The organism is Butyrivibrio sp. NC2007, from assembly GCF_000421405.1.
Classification (GTDB): Bacteria; Bacillota; Clostridia; order Lachnospirales; family Lachnospiraceae; genus Butyrivibrio.
Genome location: NZ_ATWY01000001.1, coordinates 48,223 through 71,079, shown reverse-complemented (window position 1 = coordinate 71,079; position 22,857 = coordinate 48,223). Strand labels below are relative to the sequence as shown.

The 22,857-nt window shown below is 40.0% G+C and carries 18 protein-coding genes and 1 tRNA gene; all 19 read right to left on the bottom strand.

Annotated features, from left to right (window positions below; translation table 11 throughout):
- Nucleotides 1-40 precede the first annotated feature (40 nt).
- Nucleotides 41-123: transfer RNA gene (locus G632_RS0100290), tRNA-Leu, on the bottom strand.
- A 46-nt stretch (nt 124-169) separates the two neighbouring features.
- Nucleotides 170-760, bottom strand: coding sequence for an NUDIX hydrolase (locus tag G632_RS0100285; protein WP_022767034.1), 591 nt, complete (start codon nt 758-760; stop codon nt 170-172).
- Between the two features lie 15 nt (nt 761-775).
- Nucleotides 776-1,504 carry a tRNA threonylcarbamoyladenosine dehydratase gene (locus G632_RS0100280; RefSeq protein WP_022767033.1) on the bottom strand — a complete coding sequence of 243 codons (729 nt, stop codon included), beginning with the start codon at nt 1,502-1,504 and terminating at the stop codon, nt 776-778.
- Entirely contained in the window at nt 1,501-1,797 is a 297-nt protein-coding gene (locus G632_RS0100275) for a hypothetical protein (RefSeq protein WP_022767032.1), read from the bottom strand. The genes G632_RS0100280 and G632_RS0100275 overlap by 4 nt, the downstream gene beginning before the upstream one ends.
- Nucleotides 1,798-1,825: 28 nt before the next feature.
- Nucleotides 1,826-3,478 (bottom strand): putative manganese-dependent inorganic diphosphatase, encoded by a 1,653-nt coding sequence (locus tag G632_RS0100270; protein WP_022767031.1) that lies wholly within the window; start codon nt 3,476-3,478, stop codon nt 1,826-1,828.
- An 8-nt stretch (nt 3,479-3,486) separates the two neighbouring features.
- The gene (locus G632_RS0100265; protein ID WP_022767030.1) at nt 3,487-4,365 is read right to left on the bottom strand and encodes a tRNA 2-thiocytidine biosynthesis TtcA family protein; all 879 of its coding nucleotides are present in this window, start codon (nt 4,363-4,365) and stop codon (nt 3,487-3,489) included.
- A gap of 47 nt (nt 4,366-4,412) precedes the next feature.
- A complete protein-coding gene (locus tag G632_RS0100260) occupies nt 4,413-6,143 on the bottom strand; it encodes an ABC transporter ATP-binding protein (RefSeq protein ID WP_022767029.1) in 1,731 nt (576 codons plus the stop codon).
- Nucleotides 6,140-7,864 (bottom strand): ABC transporter ATP-binding protein, encoded by a 1,725-nt coding sequence (locus G632_RS0100255; RefSeq protein WP_022767028.1) that lies wholly within the window; start codon nt 7,862-7,864, stop codon nt 6,140-6,142. Before G632_RS0100255 ends, G632_RS0100260 begins: the two co-directional genes overlap by 4 nt.
- A gap of 1 nt (nt 7,865) precedes the next feature.
- Nucleotides 7,866-9,272: an RsmF rRNA methyltransferase first C-terminal domain-containing protein gene (locus G632_RS0100250; protein ID WP_022767027.1), complete on the bottom strand. Its 1,407-nt coding sequence runs from the start codon at nt 9,270-9,272 to the stop codon at nt 7,866-7,868.
- Between the two features lie 66 nt (nt 9,273-9,338).
- A complete protein-coding gene (locus tag G632_RS0100245; protein ID WP_022767026.1) occupies nt 9,339-9,713 on the bottom strand; it encodes a metal-dependent transcriptional regulator in 375 nt (124 codons plus the stop codon).
- Nucleotides 9,714-9,843: 130 nt separating this feature from the next.
- Nucleotides 9,844-11,388, bottom strand: coding sequence for a ribonuclease Y (gene rny / locus G632_RS0100240; protein WP_022767025.1), 1,545 nt, complete (start codon nt 11,386-11,388; stop codon nt 9,844-9,846).
- A 290-nt stretch (nt 11,389-11,678) separates the two neighbouring features.
- Nucleotides 11,679-13,427: an ABC transporter ATP-binding protein gene (locus G632_RS0100235; protein ID WP_022767024.1), complete on the bottom strand. Its 1,749-nt coding sequence runs from the start codon at nt 13,425-13,427 to the stop codon at nt 11,679-11,681.
- 231 nt (nt 13,428-13,658) lie between these two features.
- A complete protein-coding gene (locus G632_RS20780; RefSeq protein WP_022767023.1) occupies nt 13,659-18,263 on the bottom strand; it encodes a class B sortase in 4,605 nt (1,534 codons plus the stop codon).
- A gap of 152 nt (nt 18,264-18,415) precedes the next feature.
- Entirely contained in the window at nt 18,416-18,877 is a 462-nt protein-coding gene (locus G632_RS0100225; protein WP_155828824.1) for a cellulase family glycosylhydrolase, read from the bottom strand.
- Between the two features lie 26 nt (nt 18,878-18,903).
- On the bottom strand, nt 18,904-19,521 hold the full coding sequence (locus G632_RS0100220; RefSeq protein WP_022767022.1) for a regulatory protein RecX: 618 nt from the start codon (nt 19,519-19,521) through the stop codon (nt 18,904-18,906).
- An 85-nt stretch (nt 19,522-19,606) separates the two neighbouring features.
- The gene (recA, locus tag G632_RS0100215; RefSeq protein ID WP_022767021.1) at nt 19,607-20,686 is read right to left on the bottom strand and encodes a recombinase RecA; all 1,080 of its coding nucleotides are present in this window, start codon (nt 20,684-20,686) and stop codon (nt 19,607-19,609) included.
- Nucleotides 20,687-20,899: 213 nt separating this feature from the next.
- On the bottom strand, nt 20,900-21,430 hold the full coding sequence (locus G632_RS0100210; protein ID WP_022767020.1) for a hypothetical protein: 531 nt from the start codon (nt 21,428-21,430) through the stop codon (nt 20,900-20,902).
- A 27-nt stretch (nt 21,431-21,457) separates the two neighbouring features.
- Nucleotides 21,458-21,856 (bottom strand): GerW family sporulation protein, encoded by a 399-nt coding sequence (locus G632_RS0100205; protein WP_022767019.1) that lies wholly within the window; start codon nt 21,854-21,856, stop codon nt 21,458-21,460.
- Between the two features lie 23 nt (nt 21,857-21,879).
- Nucleotides 21,880-22,851 carry a hypothetical protein gene (locus G632_RS0100200; protein WP_022767018.1) on the bottom strand — a complete coding sequence of 324 codons (972 nt, stop codon included), beginning with the start codon at nt 22,849-22,851 and terminating at the stop codon, nt 21,880-21,882.
- Between the last annotated feature and the right edge of the window lie 6 nt (nt 22,852-22,857).

The window sequence follows — 22,857 nt, the reverse complement described above, 5'->3', positions numbered from 1 at the left end:
TATACAAAAAACCTCGAAGCAATTTGCTCCGAGGTTTAAATGCCGGCAGTGGGACTTGAACCCACACGTGGTTACCCACAACAGATTTTGAGTCTGCATCGTCTGCCATTCCGACATGCCGGCTAACAACTTAATTAGTTTATCACAGGGGTTATTCAGATTCAAGTCTTTATTCTTTTGATAAATACCATGCCAGAACATGATGAGCCTGCTTAAAGTCCCCACCAAAGATGTGCTCTTTAAGCTCGTCTTCAGTTAAAAGTACTACATTCAAAAATTCAGAGTCATCAAGATGCTGTGCAGTCACCTTCCTACAGTCTTTTGCAGCATAGATATGTACATTATTGCTGGCAAGAGTTGCATTTGCAGGTATTGTAAGAAGATGTCTCCAGTTATCGGAAACATAGCCTGTCTCTTCTGCAAGTTCTCTCTTTGCTGCTTCTAAGGCTTCCTCTTCAGTTGCGATAGTATTCCTTGCTGTAATATACGGGTGGTTTTCAGTCTCTTTATACTCGATGCCACCGGCTGGGAACTCTGTTGTAACCTCATCTATTCCATGTCTGTACTGCTTGACACAGATATACTTTCCATCTTCATCTGTAGCTACAACCACTGAAAAGCTGTGTTTTGAAAAGTTATATACAGGTCCTATATCTGTTCCATTTGGAAGCTCATATATATTCTGGCGAAAATCGATCCATTTATCCTGCTTTAAATGTTCTTCTTTAACCAGTTTCCACCTTAAATTCTCTTCACTCATTTTGATGCCTCTGTATCATTTTTTAATAAGATCCATTACTACTTCTCGCCCTATTATAAGGCCTGCAACAGGAGGAACAAACGCTGAACTTCCGGGAACTGTCCTCTTTTGCGAACCGGATGCCTTTAGCTCAGCATCAATCATTTCCTTATCAGGCTTAATCGGCTCTTCGTTTGAATATACGACCTTAAGCTTTTTAATTCCGCGCTTTTTAAGTTCGCGTCTCATTACCTTGGCAAGTGGATCTATCTCAGTTTTGTAAATGTCTGTAACCTGCACTTTTGTTGGATCAAGCTTATTGCCTGTGCCCATTGAGCTGATGATTGGAACACTAAGTTCTTTACAATTCATGATGATATCTATCTTGGCTGTCACCGTATCTATCGCATCAACCACATAATCATATTCATAAAAATTGAACTCTGAACTCGTTTCAGGCAGATAAAAGCATTTATGACAAGTAACAAGGCAGTCCGGATTTATATCCAGGATTCTGTCCCTTGCCACATCAACTTTATCTTTTCCTACTGTGCTGTGAAGTGCGATGATCTGTCGATTTATATTGGACATAGCTACTTCATCATTATCAACTATATCAATTGCTCCTACTCCGCTCCTTGCAAGAGCCTCTACAACGTAGCCTCCGACTCCACCCACACCAAAAACACAGACCCTTGAGTTTTTTAATTTCTCAAGCGCCTGTGCACCAAGTAACAATTCAGTTCTGATCAGTTCATCTTTCATACGTAGCAATGTTCTTCTGTTAAATGCAGCCTCTTGTCATTGACTACAGCTCCGGTGATCTCAAGTTTAACACCTTTTTTGCCGAGTTTCCTGCGACCTTCCAATATAAGATGGACTTTCTTGTCCTCAGTCATATATTCCTCTGATACCTCATCAAAGCTCTCCTCTGAATCCAGTACCTTCTTGAAATCTCCGATAAATGCAGGAATGACTATAGCTCCTATTCCCTGCCCCTGTAAAGGTCCATATACCTTTACTATTTCGTGCAAGAGAAGCGTTCTTAATTCTTCCATTTACCCGTAACCCCCGTAATATAGTTTTTTACTGCTGTATGGTTTCTACAATAGCCGGTAGAAGCTGCTTCTTACGAGAAACAACTCCCGGAAGTAAAACCACATCCCCCTCTGAATTTATACCAAATGCCGAGTTAAGTGTATGAAGTGCCTTCGCCCCCGAGAAGACAACCTGTGAAGACTCGTCAATGATATTTGTAAGCATAAAGAACAGCATGTCCAGTCCGTCAGACTCAGCAACGTCCTTAAGTTCAGGCATTATCTTGTCCTTGATCTCAACAAGTTCGTCAGCACTCATGGAGTTGATCTGTCCGATACCGATTGTCATATCATCCACAGTAAACTTCTTGAAATCCTGATGGATGATCTCATCTGCTGTCTTGCTGCCAAGATTTGAACCTGCGTGGAACATCTCTTTTGCAAACTCTTCATAATCAATGCCTGCAATCCTGGCAAGTTCCTCACCTGCATCCCTATCTACTTTGGTACATGTAGGTGAACGGAACATCAAAGTATCTGAGAGAATAGCTGCAAGCAAAAGACCTGCTGTAGTAGGATCTATTTCCTGAGCATATTCTTTGTACATGAGGTAAATAATCGTACATGTTGAGCCAAGAGGCATGTTTCTGAAGTAAACAGGACCGGCTGTCTCAATGGTACGAAGTCTGTGATGGTCAACGATCTCTTTTATATCAGCTGCATCAGCTCCGTTTACGGCCTGATTCTTCTCATTGTGGTCTACAAGAATGAGCTGTTTCTTGTGAGCGCCGAGGAAGTTTCTTCGGCTGATCATACCGATGTAATTATCGTTTTTATCAAGAACCGGGAAGTATCTGTGCCTCATGGAAGCCATTACTTCCTGGATATCCTCAATGTAGTCATCCATATGGAATGTAACCAGATTGTCTTTTTTCATAATATGCTCAATGGGCATACTCTGGTTGATAAGTCTTGCAACAACGAATGTATCATGAGGTGTTGTGATTATCTTGGTGCCATGCTCTGATGCCTGAGCCTTAATAGTCCTTGCAACCTCTGCACCCTCGCAGACAATAATACATGCTGCATCCATCTCTATTGCGCACAGCTGTGTCTCATATCTGTTTCCAAGGATTACCACATCTCCGGCCTCAATTACGTTTTCCATCATCTCAGGGCTTGCTGCTGCGATAACAACCTTACCGCTTGTGAGTTCCTCGTTGATATCACCTTCGATAAGTTCTCCATCAAGCGTCTCAACGATATTCTTGTAAGAAGTCTTGGCCTGTGAAAGAATGTGAGGATCGATCACATCCATGTAGGTCTCAACAATGTCATTGGTTGTAATGATACCTGCCAGCTCGTCGCCCTCTGTTGCACAGAGTGTAACAACGTCTGCATCACGCATCTTGGCCCAGGCATTTTTAAGAGACATCTTTCTGCTGGTACCGTCAATACGCCTTATCTCCATGTCTCTGACCTGTGTTCTTACATCCTTTACATAAGCCGGAACATCAACTCCAAAGTGAGACAAAACAAACTGAGTCTCCTCATTTAAATGTCCAGCTCTGCAAGCTATATAATTGCCGCCAAAAACCTTGTTCTTGAGGTTAGCATAGGTTATGGCTGCACAGATAGAATCTGTATCAGGGTTCTTATGTCCTATTATAAATATTGGTCTGCTGTTTTCCTGCTCGCTCATAAATCTCCTTAAAAATCACCTTCATCATATGTATCCAGGAAATGATGTCTGCCTGTCTTGTTCGTCTTATAAGATATTATCGCATTAAGGTGGACATTTTCCACACTTTTAAAAATATTTGATTCAATATAGGGACTCTTTTCCCTGAGCTCTTTGATCAGCTCTTTTACCTCAGCTCTCTTACTGACATCTCCCGGGTTTACGGACGTATCTCTCTTCTCTGTCATCTTGCATGCGCAGGCAATGAACTTGAGCTCATTGTAATTGCACCAGTGCTTGATGTCCTCTTCCCTTATAAGGTACATGGGTCTTATCAGCTCCATGCCCTCGAAGTTTGTGGAGTGAAGCTTGGGCATCATGGTCTGGATCTGTCCGCCATAGAGCATTCCCATGAGAATGGTCTCGATAACGTCGTCATAGTGGTGGCCGAGGGCTATCTTATTGCATCCCAGCTCTTTGGCCTTGGCGTAAAGAGCGCCCCTTCTCATCCTCGCACATAGATAACAAGGTGAACCTTCAACAAGGCTACTGGTTACATCAAATATGTCCGACTCAAAAACCTGTACCGGAATACCCATTATTGTGGCATTTGTCATTATAAGGTCGTAGTTTAGCTTATTGTATCCCGGATTCATCACAAGAAAAACTACGTCAAAGTTCTTCTTCCCATGTCGAAGTATCTCCTGAAATAGCTTGGCCATCAGCATGGAATCCTTGCCACCGGATATACAGACAGCTATCTTGTCGCCGTCACTTATTAGTTTATAAGTATTTATGGCCTTTGTAAACTTGCACCATATCTCTTTTCGGTATTTCTTGATGATACTGCGCTCGATGTCCTTGCAGCGTTTTTCATCATAAGCCCCGGAAATATCAGGGTTTCTCATAGAACAGATTTCCTTTCATTAATAAAACAAGTGAGGATACTAATTTATCACCCAAACTGGCTCGTGTAAAGCTCATAATAAAAGCCTCTCTTGGCAACAAGCTCCATATGTATTCCCTGCTCGATGATATGGCCATCCTTCATGACAAGTATAAGGTCAGCTTCGCGTATCGTTGAGAGCCTGTGGGCAACAATAAAGCTGGTTCTGCCCTTCATCATCTTGTTAAAGGCCTTCTGGATCCTTATCTCTGTCCTTGTATCAATTGAAGATGTAGCTTCATCCAGGATCAGCATAGGCGGAATATCCAACATTACTCTTGTTATGCAAAGGAGCTGTTTCTGGCCCTGAGAAAGATTACCGCCATTTTCTGTTATAACAGTATCATACCCGTCAGGGAGCCTTTTTATAAAGCTATGTGCATGGGCAGCCTTGGCAGCTTCTATGATCTGCTCATCAGTAAAGCCCTCTCTTCCGAGAGTGATATTATCTCTGATGGTTCCGCTTCTGAGCCATGTTTCCTGAAGAACCATGCCAAAGTTCTCGCGAAGGCTTCCTCTCTTAAGATCTCTTATGTCAATTCCATCAATCAGGATATTTCCCTTATCTACATCATAGAATCTCATAAGAAGGTTGATGAGTGTGGATTTTCCTGCACCTGTAGGTCCTACGATAGCAACTCTCTGCCCCTTTGTTATGGACAGGTTCAGGTCTTCAATAAGGCTGGTTTCTTTATTATAGGAAAAAGACACATCCTCTATATCTACTTTACCCTTGACGTCCATAAGCTCTTTTGCATCATCAAGGTCATTTTTCTCAGGTGTTTCCTCAATCAGTTCAAAAACGCGACCAGCGCAGGCAAGTGCATTTTGAAGTTCTGTAATAACACCGGAGATTTCGTTAAAAGGCTTAGTGTACTGATTGGCGTAGCTAAGGAAAATAGTAAGTCCGCCGACTGTCATTCCTCCTGCTATACAGGTGAATGAGCCAAACAGTGCTACAGCTGCATATACAATGTTGTTAATAAACCTGGTCGAAGGATTGGTCAGCGAAGAAATGAAGGTTGCCATTACGCTGACTTTCTCAAGGTTATCATTCATGTCATCAAAGGCATCAATGTTTTCATCTTCATGAGCAAATGCCTTAACCACCGAGAGATTTCCGATCATCTCATCGACAAAAGATGTCTGCGCAGCTCTTGCTTCGCTCTGTTGTTTAAAGAGCTTAAAGCTTCTGGTCGCAACAAACCTTGCCACAAGGAGTGATAGCGGCGTCAACACTACTACAACAATAGCAATACCAAAATTCAAATAGAACATGAAAACAAGGGTTCCGACTATTGTCACTATTCCCGTAAAGAGCTGTGTAAAGCCCATAAGAAGTCCGTCTGCAAATAGGTCAACGTCAGCAATTATCCTGCTTACTATATCTCCAGTCTGCTTGTTGTCCAAATACTCAAAAGGAAGTATTTGAAGTCTTGCGAAGGCATCTCTCCTTACGTCTCTTACAACTCTGAAGGTTATCCTGTTGTTGACGGTATTCATTATCCACTGGCATATAGCGATAAAGAGTACCGTAATTGCCATTCTGATTAGGATCTCGGTAACTTTTTCGAAATCCACATTGTCTTTTCCAACAATACAGTCTATTGCATTGCCGGCAAGTATAGGAACATACAGTGATAAAAGAGCTGTCACAATAGCAAGGAACATGGAAATTGCTATTAGGAAGTGGTATTTTCCTGCATAACGAAGAACTTTTTTCAAAGCTTTCCTGTTCATTGTGCCACCTCCTTCTTGTACTGAGATTCATAGATCTCTCTGTACGCCTCGCAGTGTTTAAGGAGGTTGTCATGATTTCCTATTCCAACCACATGTCCATCATCAAGAACAACAATCTTGTCACAGTTCATGACAGAGGCTGTTCTCTGAGACACAATTATGGTGGTCGGAGGATTATCCATGGATGCAATAGCATCGCGCAGCCTTTTATCCGTCAGGTAATCAAGAGCTGATGCACTGTCATCAAGGATCAGTATTTCTGGCTTTCTAACGAGGGCACGTGCAATTGTAAGTCTCTGCTTCTGTCCGCCCGAGAAGTTCTTGCCTCCCTGAGCAACTACGGTATCAAGACCGTTTTCTTTGCCATCAACAATCTCTTTTGCCTGAGCAATTGTGAGCGCTTCATTTATCTCATCATCAGTGGCGTCGTTCTTACCCCATCTGATATTGTCACGGATGGTTCCATGGAAAAGAACTGCTTTCTGCGGAACGATACCGATTCTCTCCCTAAGGGCATCCATGCGATAGTCTTTGACATTAACACCGTCAATTGTAACACTTCCTGATCCTGTGTCATAAAATCTTGGAATAAGATTTACAAGTGTTGTCTTACCACTACCTGTTCCACCGATAATTCCAATCCTCTCGCCTCTTTTAATATTGAGTGAGAAAGGATAAAGTGAATCCTCGATGTCTCCTGCATATCTCATGGAAGCATCGGTAAATACAATGTGGTCCTTGGTGTTCTTAAATTCAGTTATATTACCGTCTGTCATAGAGGATTTCATCTCAAGCATCTCCTCTACACGGTTTCCGGACGCTATAGCCTTGGTCACAGTAAGGATCAGGTTTGCGAACTTAATAAGTTCGACAAGTATCTGAGCCATGTAGTTATAAAGAGCAACAACATCACCCTGTGAAAGCTGCCCTCTGTTAACAACAACTCCGCCTCTGTAGATGAGAAATGCTACAGCAAGATTAAGGATTGCGTAAGTTACAGGATTCATAAGAGCCGAAATGCTTCCAACAAAGCTCTGGAGTTTCATCTGAAGGTCGTTGTGCTCATTAAAATTCTCTTTTTCCTTCTCCTGCAGATTAAAGGCACGGATCACCCTTACGCCCGTGTGATTCTCTCTTGTAAGGCCAAGAAGTTTATCAAGCCCTTTTTGTATCTGGCCGTACTTGGGAATGCTCCATCTCATGATGGCGCCGACAACGATGAAGAGCAGGATTATGGTAACAAGGAAAATCAGTGACTGGCTCGGACTTATGGTATAAGCCATGACAAAGGCGCCAAACACAACAAAAGGCGAACGAAGAAGCAGCCTTATTGTCAGATTGACTCCCTGCTGAACCTGGTTTATATCACTGGTCATCCTGGTGATCATGGCAGATGTGCCGACTTTATCGATATCCGCGTAGGATAATTTCTGGATGTTGTCAAACAGCGCTCTCTTCACCTTGGCAGCAAATCCCGAAGCAGCTTTTGCAGCAAAAAACTGTGCTGTTACAGCGCAGGCAAAACCAACAGCACAAAGCAGCAGCAAAATAAGGCACATCCTTATGATGTGTGATTTATCTCCGTTTGCGATGCCGACATCAATCATTGATGCGATGACAAGCGGAACCAGAAGCTCAAAAGAAGCTTCCAAGAGCTTAAAGAGCGGTCCGAGAATAGATTCAAGTCTGTAATGTTTTAAGTATTTAAGGAGTTTTTTCATGTCAGTAATTTATTCTAAGTCCTTTTGGATAATGATTTTTCAGCATACCTGATGCAAGCTTGGCCCAGCCTATGCTGTAGCCGTCGGTGGTCACAAGACACCACCCTTTCGATTTGTCTTTTCCGGCAAAAGAGCTGTCGGATAGCCTAAGTGTCTGCCCGTTTAGATACTGCTTGATATCAGCAGAATCTGATGGCAGGTCTACTGAGAGCTTGACATTTTCCGGCTTACTTGCAAGAGCAAGTGCATGGGATGGCTCAAAACGGTCTTTTTTCACAGTTCCAAGGTGAAGTCCGGGTCTTATGACTTTCAGGCCGTTTATACCGGGCATATCAGATGGCGTTAGGTAGAGCTGATCTCCAAAAGATATTATAATGCCCTCGGGAAGCTTAAAGCTCTTATCAAAGCATTCTTCCGCAAATGTGTTAAACACTTTGATCATCTCGATTTTAGCTTTGATGTTTCTACCACCGGGAATGTATGAGGCAGCTCCTGATACCATTTCACCGTCTCTTTTAAATACACAGAGAAAATGACCTTCACCACGTACTCTGTGAGGCCATAGTCTTACTGAATCAGCGACTTCCGCATTGCAGTCAGAATCTGCAAACTCAGTTCGACCATTCTCCATTCCGCCTATCAGTTCAACGTGCATCACATGGAAATCATGGTTTCTCTCCAGAAATGATGAGACGTTCTTCTCATTCTCTTCAGGTGAAAATGTGCATGTGGAATAAACAAGCCTTCCTCCGGGGACAAGCATTTTAGCTGCATTGTCCAGGATCTCTTTCTGTCTGGCTGCACACATCTCAACATTTTCAGGACTCCATTCAGAAAAGGCTTCTTCGTTCTTTCTGAACATGCCCTCTCCGGAACATGGTGCATCAACAAGGATCTTGTCAAAGTATCCTTCGAAGACCTGAGAAAGATGACCTGAATCCTCGTTTAGAACAAGAGCGTTTTTTATGCCCATTCTCTCGATGTTAAGAGATAATATCTTAGCTCTGTCTCTGTTTATTTCATTTGTAACAAGAATGCCCTGGGAGTCCATTCTGCAAGCTATCTGTGTGGATTTTCCTCCTGGAGCTGCGCAGAGATCCAGGATCTTTTCACCAGGCTTGGGGTCAAGGAAATGGACCGGAGACATGGCTGAAGGTTCCTGAATATAATAGATTCCTGCCTCATGGTATGGGTGCTTACCCGGTGCCGAATCTGCATCATAATAAAAGCCGTTTTCTTCCCAAGGAACAGGCTCTTTGCAGAAGTCCGGTTTCTCTTTTACCTTAAGAGGATTAAGTCTCAAGGCGTGATGTCTTTCCTCATCTTCTTCGAAAGATGAAATGAATTCATCATATTCTTTTTCCGAAAGGAGACTCTTCATCTTCTCCTTGAATAATTCCGGAAGCATATTGTACCTCATTTACTAACTAATAGGACCATAACCTTTAGTTATGATCCTATTAACAGATTCTTATTAAAGCTCTTCTTTGTGATCTTTTACAAATTTCTTGATTCCTCTGAAAGTCTCAGGGCTTATTATATGCTCAATTCTGCAAGCGTCTGTCTCAGCGATCTCTTCGTTGACTCCTGCTGTGAGCATCAGGAATTTGGTTAGATTGGTGTGCTTCTCATATACCTTCTTGGCAGTCTTAAGACCTTCTTCGGTAAGCTTAAGCTCACCGTCATCTTCCATGATAACAAGGCCGTTTTCCTTCAAGATGCTGACGCCTCTTGATACACTGGGTCTCGAGAAACCAAGTTCATTTGCAACATCAATAGAACGTACAACTCCCTTTTTCTTCTTGAGGAGATATATGGTCTCGATATAGTCTTCACCTGATTCGTGCATAGTTGTCCCCCTTTATTTAATAGCGCACAATCTTTTTAAATATATAATACTATAGATATGAAGAATAAAAAAGAGGTTATCCAAAAAGGATAACCTCTTTTATGCATTTTTCTAAGCATAATGGATATCATTACTTAGCAAAGTCAGTTGCTCTGCTCTCTCTGATGATATTGACCTTGATCTGTCCGGGATATTCCATCTCGTCCTCGATCTTCTTGGCAATCTCACGAGCCATGATAACCATGTCTTCGTCAGTAACCTGCTCAGGAACTACCATTACCCTGACTTCTCGACCAGCCTGAATAGCGAATGAGTGATCAACACCCTTAAAGCTATTTGTAATATCTTCGAGTTCTTTTAATCGTGATGTGTATGTTTCAAGTGTCTCTCTTCTAGCTCCAGGTCTTGCTGATGAAATTGTATCAGCTGCCTGAACAAGAACTGCTATAAGGGACTGTGGCTCTACGTCACCGTGATGAGCCTCTACCGCATTGATAACAACCTGTGATTCCTTATATTTCCTACAGATATCAACACCGAGCTGAATATGTGAGCCTTCAAGCTCATGGTCAACAGCCTTACCGATATCATGAAGGAGTCCGGCTCTCTTCGCTACACGGACATCAAGTCCAAGCTCAGATGCCATAAGTCCACAAAGCTGTGCTACCTCTACTGAATGCTTCAGACAATTCTGTCCATAGCTTGTTCTGAACATCATACGTCCGAGAATCTTGATCACTTCAGGATGAAGTCCGTGAACACCTGCCTCGATAGCAGCATTTTCACCTTCTTCTTTGATCTTGGCAGCAACTTCTTTCTGTGCCTTCTCGACCATTTCTTCAATCCTTGCAGGATGGATACGTCCATCCACGATCAGCTTCTCAAGAGCGATACGTGCAACTTCTCTGCGGATCGGATCAAATCCGGAAATAACTACAGCCTCCGGTGTGTCATCAATAATAAGATCTACACCGGTCATAGTCTCGAGGGTCCTAATGTTACGTCCTTCTCTACCAATGATACGACCCTTCATCTCATCATTGGGGAGCTGTACTACAGATATGGTAGTCTCGGAAACGTGATCTGCTGCGCAGCGCTGAATAGCACCTACAACAATTTCCTTGGCCCTCTTATCTGCTTCTTCTTTTGCCTCAGCTTCCATGTTCTTGATCATGATAGCTGATTCGTGTTTCACATCATCTTCAACGATTTTTAAAAGATACTCTTTGGCTTGATCGGAGGTTAAGCCAGAGATTTTTTCCAGTTCCTGTAGCCTCTGTTCGTTTAACTTAGCAACCTCTTCTGTCTTCTTGTTCAAGTTCTCTTCACGAGCACTTAAACTCTGCTCTCTTCGCTCGATAGCCTCGGTTCTCTTCTCGACATTTTCCTCTTTCTGCTGGATACGTCTCTCAGAGCGCTGCATTTCATTACGTCTGTCCTTGACTTCCTTCTCAAGATCATTTCTGGTCTTAAGAGCTTCTTCTTTAGCTTCAAGGAGCTTCTCACGCTTTGTGTCCTCAGCATTCTTAAGGGCTTCGTCGATGATTTTTCTTGCCCTCTCCTCAGCACTACCGATCTTGGCATCTGATACATTCTTAAAATGTGTTGTTGCCAAAAACCAGGTAATAAGAGCAGTGATGACAAGAGTTGCTACTACTGCAATTACAGTGGTCATTACAGGAGCACCTCCTTATTCAATTTTCATTGTACAATATTTTGTATAGCTTGCCTTAAATAAGCGCACTAATATACAAGATTACAACAGATTAATTTTACCCTATATTTGTTTTGGGTGTCAAGGTGCACATGCCCACTATATCAATAATCATTTTAAATATTTTATCTACAGTTCTTAATTATATGAATAAATCTTATTTTGATGTGTAAGGTCTTCGCTCATAACTTAATTACATTACCCTCATGTCTAGTCCCAAAACTTGTTACCTCTCAAAAAGATTGATTTTCCTAAAATTCATCTATCAGTCTTTGAATATCTGCCTGTTCAACTACTTGTGTCTTTTTATCAGCTATTCTGTATACCCTGTCACACTTAGACAAGACTGTAGGTCTATGAGTTGTAAGTATAATGATCTTCTGCGGATACAGCGTTCGTATATTATCAATTATTCTTCTTTCGGTTGCAACATCAATAGCCGAAGTTGCTTCATCAAGTAGCAAAATCGGAGATCTTTTGAGTAATGCTCTGGCAATAGCCAGTCTTTGATTCTGCCCCTCTGACAGACCTTGTCCTTTTTGTCCAAGCATATGATCAAGTCTGTTAGGTAACTTTACAACAAAATCATAAATGCATGCTATTTTAAGAGCTTCATAAATTTCATCATCAGAAATCTCTGGTCTGATCATTTTCAGATTTTCACGTATTGTTCCCGCCATCATGGTATTGGTTTGCGGTACGTAAGAGACAATTGGTCTTGTCAGAATTCCCATATCAACTTCCCTGTCTCCATCTGAAATGTAAACCTTTCCGCAATTTGCTGTGACTATCCCAAGTAAAACTCTAAGCATCGTGGTCTTACCCTCTCCGGATGGACCTATAATTGCAATTGTCTCGCCTACGCCGGCTGTAAGATTTGCCCCCTCAAAGACATCATAGTCATTTCTATATTTGAAATACATATCCTTTATATAAATCGAAAAGCCTTTATTCGCGATATCACTCAAAAGCTTCTTATTTTCTTCAGAATCAAAGGTCTTTTCGTCTGGTATTAAAAGAAGCTTCTTAACTCTGTCAGACGCTGCCATATATGCCATTATTGTTGGTATGAGATCCAAAAGCTTTTCCATTGCTCTGGCTATCTGTAGTGCCAAAAATGCAATTACAGAAAGTGAGCCAAAAGATATGACACCTGAATGCACTCTATAAAACATCCAAATAAACAATATAAAAGCTGCTGCTATTCCGGCAAGAGAAGATGCAGCATAAGAACTCATTATATATTTATTAGTAGTTAAATCTATTTTTTTTCTGTCTATTTCTATCCGGTTCATTCTATCATAGAAATAATCTTTAATACCGAAAGCTTTAACAGCCTGTATATTGTCGAAGGTTTCAACATTATATGAGTTTATCTTTGATTCAATCTCACGTATTTTCCCTTCCGATTCATATATCTTTCCCATAAAAATTCGTGATGCGATAATTACAATCGGTGCTATTACAATTGCAAGAAAAACCATACTATAATCCAAGTAAATCATATAGATTCCCGCACTTGTAATTAAGGTCAACTCTGCCATAAGTGTAGGAACAAGACCACTGGTATTACCTGCAATAGTCTTTATGTCTGATGATAATCTCGTAATAAGATCACCTGAATGATAATCCGAAAGTTCTTGCCATGAGGCATCCATAATCTTGCGATAAATTTTTAACTCTAGGTCATTATACATTCCATTGTAATTTCTGCAGGCAAATCGATTACTGATAATTGAAATTATTATGTTTGCAATGTATAACCCCAATAATATCAGTCCTGTGCCAAGCATTTTTGATATGTTATCTTCAAGTGCCAGATCAACAATATTTCCTATTCTGCTAGTCATATAAATCTGATAAACTGCTTGCAAGATTAAAATGACAATATATAAATATAGTCTTGATTGATAGTTCTTTAAAACATTCAAAGCCCACTTCATTGTTCTAAAGACTTCAATAAACAGATGAACATTTGCTTTTTTATATGGCAATTGCATGTTATGCTCCTTATATAAGATCAAAGATGAGTATTAAAGAACATCTTTAATTCGATTTAAAATTATAACATGTTTTGTCACTTATCCGTATAGAAAAATATAATTAGATCTTATGCCATCCCAGATAATACGTATTAAAAAGCATTCTGTAAACAAAACACCTCTTGCCCAAAAAGACAAGAGGCGCATAACATAAGAGTATTTACCGATGTCAATACCAGCCAATCTCTACTATTCATAATCATATGAATCAGTTCTTACTCCGCAAACTATCAGTCTTGTATTCTCATCATCTGTACATGTTGACAGAGTTATAACGTGATCTGATTCGTTTGTCTGAATTCCCGTATCAATCAGCGAATCACGTTCAAGCTTTTTAAGAGTCTTCCAATAATTTGAAGGCTCTTTTCCAAATGTCCAGAATACATCATGGCTGTCAGCTACTTCTTCGCATGCAAAAATCTGATATCTGTAAACCGAATCATTTGTGAAAATCTGAAAATATTGATGTTCATCATAATATTCCGGATCTGTCTCATAATAGCGAAGTTTACCAAACATAGACATGTCTTTCATATTATGGCCGTAAACCAGGCTGTGCGGATCCGAAAAATCAGGTGACGACTCGCAATCAACAAAGATTGCGCCAGCCTTTGCTTTCTTACCGGTATATGCAGTAGTAACATATTTTGAATTATCACCGGAAAACATTATCGGATAACTGATATCCTCATTCTCGAAATAAATCCATCCAACTGCCTCAGGATACTTCTTTTGGAGTTCAGTCATATTAACATTTACATGCTTCCACTCTTCTCGTTCCTTTTTCACTCCTGCAACCTCGGGCCTTTCCTCCGGTTGATCAGGTGTTTCCTCAATATAAGTCTCCTCTGCTTCACTATAAATGTGCTCAGCTTCTTCATACTGATTTCTTGTAGTGAAAAGAGCTATTGTAGAACCAACTATTGCAATCGCACTGATAATGCATAAAATCTTAGCACTGTTTTCACGAATTTTGGTGATCAAAAACTTTATAGTTGTGCTTATTTTATCACCTGTGTATAATTCGTGAGCTGAAAATGCAAAAGTAATTAGACCAACTACCAAGATAATTACCCATAGCCATACTATAGGAAGTGTATCTCCGGTTTTAGGCGCTCTTGAATCACCATTAACATCCTTAGTATCACCCTTAGCCTCTTTTATAGCTGACCAGCCTGCTATTAGTGTAATATTTTTGGTTATCGGTGTATCAAAGTTATATGCAGACGCAGTGGTAGTATTCTTAGATGCTGATGTACCGGTTGTCGCAGACCCCTTCAGATACCATCCCTTGAATGTATATCCATCTTTTGCAGGATCGGAAGGTTGTGAAACCTTATCGCCGGATTTAACTTTAACTGTTGTTTTTTCTGTTCCGTTGTCAAAAGTTACAGTGTAATACTGAATTGATGACTGATATGCTACAGCGTAAGTCGAAAATTTATATGCATAAACAATTATCTTGCCGTTAGACTTATCTAATTTATAACGTTCCCCGGAACCACTTGTACTCATGGAACTTACAGTACCATCATGTTCCCTGAGTAAAGTTATGTTTTTCTTGTCACTGAAATCGTAGGATATTTCAAATGGAAGAAGTATAGCTTTCTTATTGTTATCAACAACCTCTGAAACATTGCTTTTACTTGAAGAACCATTAGTAGTAACCGTCTGATTTACATCAATTTCAATTATATCGGCGAAATATGCTGTTGTACTTCCTACATCTGATGAATCCTGAGAATCTCTGGTCAGATTCTTCTTTCCTTTAAACTCGTCAATGATTGAGTCCGAAAGTTCAGCAGAAGCAAAATTCATATTTACAACAACATCGTCATAAGGAGTACCAACTGTTTCAGCATAAGTCTGAAGCTTAGCTTTTCCTTCGTTATTGAGTGATACACCTTTTACATTTGTCTTTAATTCACTTGGCTTATAATATGAAGAATTGGATACTCTCTTATGTTTTTCAAGTGAGTATACATCCCATAAAGAATCAAGAGAAAAAGCAAACTCAACATTCGATCCGGAAGGAACATTAACCCATGACATCCCCAGTGATCCCTGTTTGTTCTCAAGCAAATTGAGTTCACTGCTTGTGTAAGCGAGTGGATGCGATGGATTTTGAATACCCATCCATACTTTTAGACCTGTTGTGGTTATCGGCAGAACAGCATATGCCGGTAACTGGATCGCTTCAGCCTTACTTTTCATCTTAGTAGATGCTGTTTGGATAGAATCAACAGCCATGTATGTGACGCAATCTATAGCGCCACTATTTTTATTTGCATAAATGGTACCGTTTGTTGCATAAGTTGCAATTGAATTATTGCCAATAGCAGTGTCTTCTCCAAATGCAAAAGAGCGGTAACCATCTGGCAGATTTGCTGAACCATACAAAATCGAAGGATCGTTTTCGTTAAACCTGAAATACAGCTCTTTCAAAGCTGCCCCAGCGCCAAAACCCGAACTTATTGGATTTGCCTGCTCGCTTGATAGAACTTTCCATCCTTCACCACTTGCAGTAGTTGTAAGCATATCATCTTCAAAGTCTCCGATTACATCGAAGGTCTGTACTACTCTTCCTGCCGAAGTTGTTATAGAATTGAGCGTATATGCCATAGTACCATTTGTAATATAGCACTGGTCTGAATCAGTATTTACACCAACCCAGTCTCGTAACATATCTGAGTTCTTGGTTATTACCTGAACAGCATTACTTGCCTGACCATTGATTCGACATCTGTACCATTTTCCTACAGCAGAAGAAGAACTAACGCCATATTCCTGAGTGTTAGCATACATGATAGGAGTAAAAGAGCTGTCGACATTTGTATCACTGCTCTCCCATTGATAAGAAACAGCTCCTTTTTCTTGTGCATTACTATTAATCCTTATAGGCATTTTAAGCTTAAAGGAATTTGTACCAAGCTCTATGCCGGATGGATAACCTCCATTTTCGAAGTCAACTGTTTCTGCGGAAATATCTCCAATGCTCAATGTGAGAGCATATGTAAATCCGCCGTAAGTTATATCTAATGTTGTCTCGATATTCTTTTGGGGCTTTTGAACAACCAAAAACCACTTACCCGAATTACTTGGCTTAAACAGACCATTATCATCAATTGTCGGTATTGTTTGACCACTTGAATCTATTTCATATTCCAGTGTATCAACGTAGATGTAATTCACTAATGAGTCGCCTGTTGAAATTGTATTTATTTCTTTTCCATCGTCATCTTGAGCAATCTGCAGTTCCTTGAGAACATCATCCAAAGATACTACTGACTGTTTAATCTCGTAATTAAGCTCTCCTTCATAGCTAAATCTAAGAACATACGTTGAGAAACCATATGTTACAGCTTCAATAGCCTTAGCATCTTCAACATCAACAACTACTGCTGCTAACTTTTCAACTACTATATCGTCTGAAGATGAATTGTCTTCGGACATACTACGAGTTGCTCCCAGAACAGCTGATTCAGAATCTTCCTTCTTCTTTTCATCCAATATATGATAAATATCTGCTTTAAGAGATTCATTCGTTACTTCTTCCGATTCAAATGATACAATTACTCTGCCTTTTTCAGTATCAGGCTCAATTTCTTTACCATTTTCATCAAGAATCTGTATGTCAAATGAGTATGATTTTACGACATTACAATCTGTCTCAATCTGTTCCGATAATACGCTATTTACTCTTTCTTCTTTATCTCCATCAAGCTTGCTTGCATTAACAGAAGCACCTAAAGGAAATACTCCCTTATCTGCTCTTACTCTTATTTTGACGCCGTCTACTTCTACAGTTTCATCAAACTCGAAGTACTCTTCTATAATCTTAACTGTAATGGTCGGGAGCTTGGCCTCAACATAGTAGAAATCCGGAATAAGCAATATCGGTGTAAATACATATTCCATTCCTACCATATTAGGATCATATTCGTCAGTTCCATTAAGGACAGGATCGAGTATCCACTTAATTCCTGATACCATCTCATGACTAATTTCATCGTCATTAACAGAATCAATTGCATGGACTCTGCTCATACCAAGTACATCTTTAATCTTGCCAATGAGTCCTTCTCCGTTTTCGGTTTCTTCCTTCTCTATCGGAGCTTCTGTTTCTTCAAAGAATGTAATCGAATCTCCATCTTCACTGACTTCTTCATCATTCGTTTCAGAATCAGCAGGTACTATGTTATCCGAAGATGAATTTGAACTATTGTCATAGACATCTTCAACGCTATCACTGCTTTCAACATCATTTATCTCATAATCATTTTCGCTTGAATTACTTTTATCTATAACGGCTGAAGATACCTCTCCTGTTTCTGAGTCAAAGAACATGATATCATCACTGGAGTCTTCTTCCAGTTCTTCATCTTCTGGTTCTTCATTTTCTAGCCCTTCAGTTTCTGACACATCTTCAGACTTATGGCTAGCGCGCTCACTCCCCAGCTGTTTAGCTATTCTTTCATCATGATCAGTATCAGCGACAACATCAATATTTAATGTGTCAGGAAAGAAAATATCTTCTAATGCAGTTCCTGCTTTTACCTCTTGATAAGCAATTTCTTCCGGCAATTCCTCAAATCCTGATATCTTGACATAGACCTGTTCATCAGAAATATCCGACTCATTAGATTCAACATCTTCCTCATATTCTTCCACTTGAGTATTTTCAGTTAAATCAGTACCATCATAGAAAACTGCATCTGAAATAAACGGAGCAAAAGCAACATTTGACACAAAAATAATATTTGCAATAAGGACAGATACAATCTTTTTTCTCATATTAATCTCCTGCACAATACTTCAAACAAAGAAAAACCCACAATTTTATTTTAACGAATTATTGTTACACAAAATCATAAAATTAAGAAATTTAATTTTTATTTTAGAATATTGTGCGACTATATAACGTCAAGCCAAATCACCTCAATACTCTATACGCTATATTTCTGATCAAATGTGAAATAATGCCGTACTCTCCCAGTATCTCGAACCAGTCCATAGCAGATCTGTAATCCCTCATGATGAGATGCTGTGTAGAAATGAAGAACATACATTACATTATCGTACGGAAGTGGCTTTCTTACGCATGGCGCGAGATTTCTGTCATAATCGGGAGTGCCGACAAGAATAAGGGAATCAGTATAATTATTACGTATAATTTTTATTATCTGCTCTGAATATCCATAAACATCATTCCAATCTGTGTCGCAATTGGGCTCATTACATATTTCGTAGATAATATTTGGAACAGATGAATATTCGGATGAAATCATCTCAAAGAAAGCCTTAGCTGCATCAATATTGATGTTTGGGTCATTGTCTTCTAGAATATGCCCGTCTACGATTACATACATATCGTTATCAACAGCATATATAAAAAAGAACTGATTCAACAATGTGAATCAGTTCTCTTTTTTGATTATTCATCATAAAGTTCCATGGCTCTGCGAATATCAGACATTTGAAAGCCTTTCCGCAAAAGAAACGCCATTATCTTCTGTTTCTCTTTATATTCTGTCTGTTCAGGATCATAGTGTTTCTTGGAAAGTAGCTTTTTAATCTGTTCAAGTTCTATTTCAGAATCCTCTTCTACATAAAGTTCCTCAACTATAGGCATAAAGACATCTTTACTGATACCCTTCCCTGAAAGATCCTGGATAATTCGGTTCTTAGACCTTATGGACATATGGTAAGAGATGTAATCTCTGGCGTATCGTTCATCATCTAAGTAGTGATATGCTTTTACATAATGAATTGCATCATCAGTGATTTCACTAGGATAAAGACCTTCTGACAACTTATCCCGTAGTTGTTTCTCAGTATAATCTTTCTTTTGCAAAAGATTCATAGCCCTTAGTTTACAGCGTTTAGGAAGAACAACATCCATAATCTCTTGGTAATTAGCCTCAGACAACTCCTGTTCTTCTCTTATACTGTAATCTCGTAGTTCCCCTTTATATAAAACAAATGAAAATTCACCATCCAAATATACTTTGCATCTCTTTTTATCTAATTCAACTATATTTGTGACTGTCATAATATCCCCACATAATATTTAAAGTAATCCCCTGATAGTTATATGAGCTATCAGGGGATAAAAAGTCAAATAATTATGATACTTATTACTCAGCCTTGGCTGCTCTGCCCTTCTTAGCCGGCTCTTTCTCAGCAGTCTCAGCTGCCTTAGGTGCTGCCTTGGCGCCGTCTACAGGAAGACCAAAGTGAGCTCTTACCTTGGCATCGATCTCTGCAAGTACCTGTGGATTGTTCTCAAGGTAGAGCTTAGCATTCTCACGACCCTGACCAATCTTCTCACCTTCGTACTGGTACCATGCGCCTGACTTGTTAACGATGTCAGCGTTTGCTGCAAGATCAAGGACATCGCCGGTCATGGAGATTCCCTTACCGAACATGATATCAAACTCAGCCTCTTTGAAAGGAGGAGCAATCTTGTTCTTAACCACCTTAACTCTTGTTCTGTTACCGATGTTCTCACCATTCTGCTTGATAGCTTCAATTCTACGTACATCCATACGAACTGATGAGTAGAACTTAAGAGCACGTCCACCGGTTGTGGTCTCAGGATTACCGAACATGATACCAACCTTCTCACGGAGCTGGTTGATGAATATTACTGTGCAGTTAGACTTGCTGATAACTGCTGTGAGCTTACGAAGAGCCTGTGACATAAGTCTTGCCTGAAGACCTACATGTGAATCTCCCATATCTCCGTCAATCTCGGCCTTGGGAACAAGAGCTGCAACAGAGTCAACAACTACTATATCGATAGCTCCGGATCTAACCATTGTCTCTGTGATCTCAAGAGCCTGCTCGCCTGAATCAGGCTGTGAAATATACAGGTTGTCAACGTCAACTCCGATATTCTTGGCATATACAGGGTCAAGGGCATGCTCAGCATCGATAAATCCGGCAATTCCACCCCTCTTCTGAACTTCAGCGATCATGTGAAGTGTTACGGTTGTCTTACCACTGGACTCAGGTCCGTAGATCTCAACGATTCTTCCCTTAGGGATTCCACCAAGTCCAAGTGCAATATCAAGGCTCAGAGATCCTGTAGGGATAGTCTCAATGTTCATTGTATCCGAGGAATCACCAAGCTTCATAACAGCGCCTTTTCCGAACTGCTTCTCAATCTGGCCAAGGGCTGCTTCCAATGCTTTTTGTTTTTCTTCTCTTTCCATATTTCCTCCTTTTAGAACATCCGTTCGTCTTGATAATATAAATATAAAACAGATGTTCGATTGTGTCAATAAATTTTTAACTACAAAAATGAAAATTCCGACAGATACGCCAGACGTTTAGTCCCCACTAAACACACAAGTCATTGCACAGACACTGCAATGACTTGGTTATAATATCATATTAAAATTTTAGTGTCAAAAGAATTTTCCTTATCACATGGACATGTCATAATGACTGCAGCGAACTCTGTACTCTTCGTTAATAAGCTGCACCATGTAGGAGTCACCACTAACATTATCCGGGTGGAACATCTTCATGAGGTCCTTATATCTCTTTTTCAAAGTAAGCGGACTGTTGACACCTCTAAAGAGCATATCAATGGCATCATACTCATCCTCTCTCTGATAAGCCTTTTCTCTCTCGAGTCTGATAAATTCACTCTCGAGCTTCTTCTTATCGGAGTTAAGCTGATCAAAGCCATTGTTCAATATCCTGAGTCTCTGATCGAATAATGCCTTTTCATTGTTGAGCTTTCTGGTTGCTGTCTCAAGTTTCTTCTCAGCAGCATCCATCCTCTCTTTAAAAGCCATTTCGTCTCTGTAGAGTCCCTCGTACTGCTCAGAAAGAGCACTTTCCTGGTTCTCGAGACGTACGCTTTCCTTGAAAAGCCATATTCTGAGCTCTGCAAGCTCGTCTTCTGTTCCGTTTAAAATGATTTCTTCGATATTTCTTTTTTCTTCCATAAGGAATCCCCCCGCCTTGTGGATTTATTACTTCTCCTCAGTGCCCTCAGGGAAAGCAATGTTTACTGCTTCATCATCATCCATGATTCCTTCGTTCTTAGCGCTGAACTTGTTCATGATGTCAGGAACCAGATCAAGTACCTTGGTAACTGCGTCCTGATTCTTGATGTTAACAAGTTTAGTTGAACCATTCTTTATAACAAGGACTGCACTTGGTGACATCTTGGCACCAAATCCGCCACATCCTCCATTCTTTTTATCGGCAGAAGTTGAGCCTGCCCCAACCCCAAATGAAACATCTACCAATGGAAGTATGATTGTATCTCCAACCTTAGTAGGCTCTCCGATCACTGTCTTGGTGCTCATTACTCTGTTCATACCGCTGAGTAAGGATTCTACAACACCGCCAAAATTATTCTCTGCCATGATACCCCTCCAAAATATATAAATTATGAATTGATAATCTTCTTAAATCTTTTTATTGTCTTCTTCACATCCTTGTTGAAATAGCAAACAGCTGCGCTGTAGACAATAGTAAATAATGTTATATGTCCTTTGATATGAGCATCAGTCATTATGACTTTCCGCTCGAAATCAGGTTCGAATCTGACCTTCTTGTACAGATAAGGATACAGTGCTCCATAGCCGGCCATGATCTCTGCTGTCTGGGCCGGATCTCTGGTGCCTAGCATTAAATCTATATCATATTTATCCGGCAGGATCATCTTGATTATCTTGATCAGTTTCTTCTTAACAAGTGCAAATGCTCTCTTGAAAATATCGTTTTCAAGGGTGCTTTTAATCATTTCTATCTTATCACAAACTCTAGATATTGTATATCGTATTTTTTCAAACACATTTAGTGGTGTTTTCAGAATATTGTCTATTTTATCTATAATATTCCATAAAACATCAAGAAAAGATTTAGGCTCTTCATCCTCGGTTTTCATTTCAAGATCTGAACCTGTTTCTGAAGCCACAGAATCAGTTACTTCTTCACTTGGTTTAACATTCTCCGGTTTCTCTTCTTCCTTCTTTTCCTCCGAAGTCATATCTTCTAACGGCTTCTCATCAGTATCTTTTTCCTTGTCCTTGTCTTTGTCCTTCTTTTTGCTTTCTTTTTCAGGTTTCTCTTTCTTTGGAAGGATCTTTATACCAAAGACTCTCAGCGTAAACTCTTTGTTCTTAGGGAACTCGATTCCTCCTCTTATAACAAACAGTAGCCAGTGAAAAGACACTTTGGCAAATACCTTCTCCATATCAAAGCCGTTATCAAGCTCCGTCTCCGGAACATTTGCATCTATCCTGTAAAAGATCGGTGCAAACAAAACCAATAACAGAAGTAAGAGAATAACTGCCAGTATCACCAGCAGCACAATTCCTATTATTTTTAAAACCGTCAAAACTCCAGTAAGTAACATAATACA

What these genes read in the sequence shown, in the direction of transcription:
- G632_RS0100285 (WP_022767034.1), bottom strand. Translation starts at nt 760, where the DNA reads ATGAGTGAAGAGAATTTAAGGTGGAAACTGGTTAAAGAAGAACATTTA.
- G632_RS0100280 (WP_022767033.1), bottom strand. Translation starts at nt 1,504, where the DNA reads ATGAAAGATGAACTGATCAGAACTGAATTGTTACTTGGTGCACAGGCG.
- G632_RS0100275 (WP_022767032.1), bottom strand. Translation starts at nt 1,797, where the DNA reads ATGGAAGAATTAAGAACGCTTCTCTTGCACGAAATAGTAAAGGTATAT.
- G632_RS0100270 (WP_022767031.1), bottom strand. Translation starts at nt 3,478, where the DNA reads ATGAGCGAGCAGGAAAACAGCAGACCAATATTTATAATAGGACATAAG.
- G632_RS0100265 (WP_022767030.1), bottom strand. Translation starts at nt 4,365, where the DNA reads ATGAGAAACCCTGATATTTCCGGGGCTTATGATGAAAAACGCTGCAAG.
- G632_RS0100260 (WP_022767029.1), bottom strand. Translation starts at nt 6,143, where the DNA reads ATGAACAGGAAAGCTTTGAAAAAAGTTCTTCGTTATGCAGGAAAATAC.
- G632_RS0100255 (WP_022767028.1), bottom strand. Translation starts at nt 7,864, where the DNA reads ATGAAAAAACTCCTTAAATACTTAAAACATTACAGACTTGAATCTATT.
- G632_RS0100250 (WP_022767027.1), bottom strand. Translation starts at nt 9,272, where the DNA reads ATGCTTCCGGAATTATTCAAGGAGAAGATGAAGAGTCTCCTTTCGGAA.
- G632_RS0100245 (WP_022767026.1), bottom strand. Translation starts at nt 9,713, where the DNA reads ATGCACGAATCAGGTGAAGACTATATCGAGACCATATATCTCCTCAAG.
- rny (WP_022767025.1), bottom strand. Translation starts at nt 11,388, where the DNA reads ATGACCACTGTAATTGCAGTAGTAGCAACTCTTGTCATCACTGCTCTT.
- G632_RS0100235 (WP_022767024.1), bottom strand. Translation starts at nt 13,427, where the DNA reads ATGCAATTGCCATATAAAAAAGCAAATGTTCATCTGTTTATTGAAGTC.
- G632_RS20780 (WP_022767023.1), bottom strand. Translation starts at nt 18,263, where the DNA reads ATGAGAAAAAAGATTGTATCTGTCCTTATTGCAAATATTATTTTTGTG.
- G632_RS0100220 (WP_022767022.1), bottom strand. Translation starts at nt 19,521, where the DNA reads ATGACAGTCACAAATATAGTTGAATTAGATAAAAAGAGATGCAAAGTA.
- recA (WP_022767021.1), bottom strand. Translation starts at nt 20,686, where the DNA reads ATGGAAAGAGAAGAAAAACAAAAAGCATTGGAAGCAGCCCTTGGCCAG.
- G632_RS0100210 (WP_022767020.1), bottom strand. Translation starts at nt 21,430, where the DNA reads ATGGAAGAAAAAAGAAATATCGAAGAAATCATTTTAAACGGAACAGAA.
- G632_RS0100205 (WP_022767019.1), bottom strand. Translation starts at nt 21,856, where the DNA reads ATGGCAGAGAATAATTTTGGCGGTGTTGTAGAATCCTTACTCAGCGGT.
- G632_RS0100200 (WP_022767018.1), bottom strand. Translation starts at nt 22,851, where the DNA reads ATGTTACTTACTGGAGTTTTGACGGTTTTAAAAATAATAGGAATTGTG.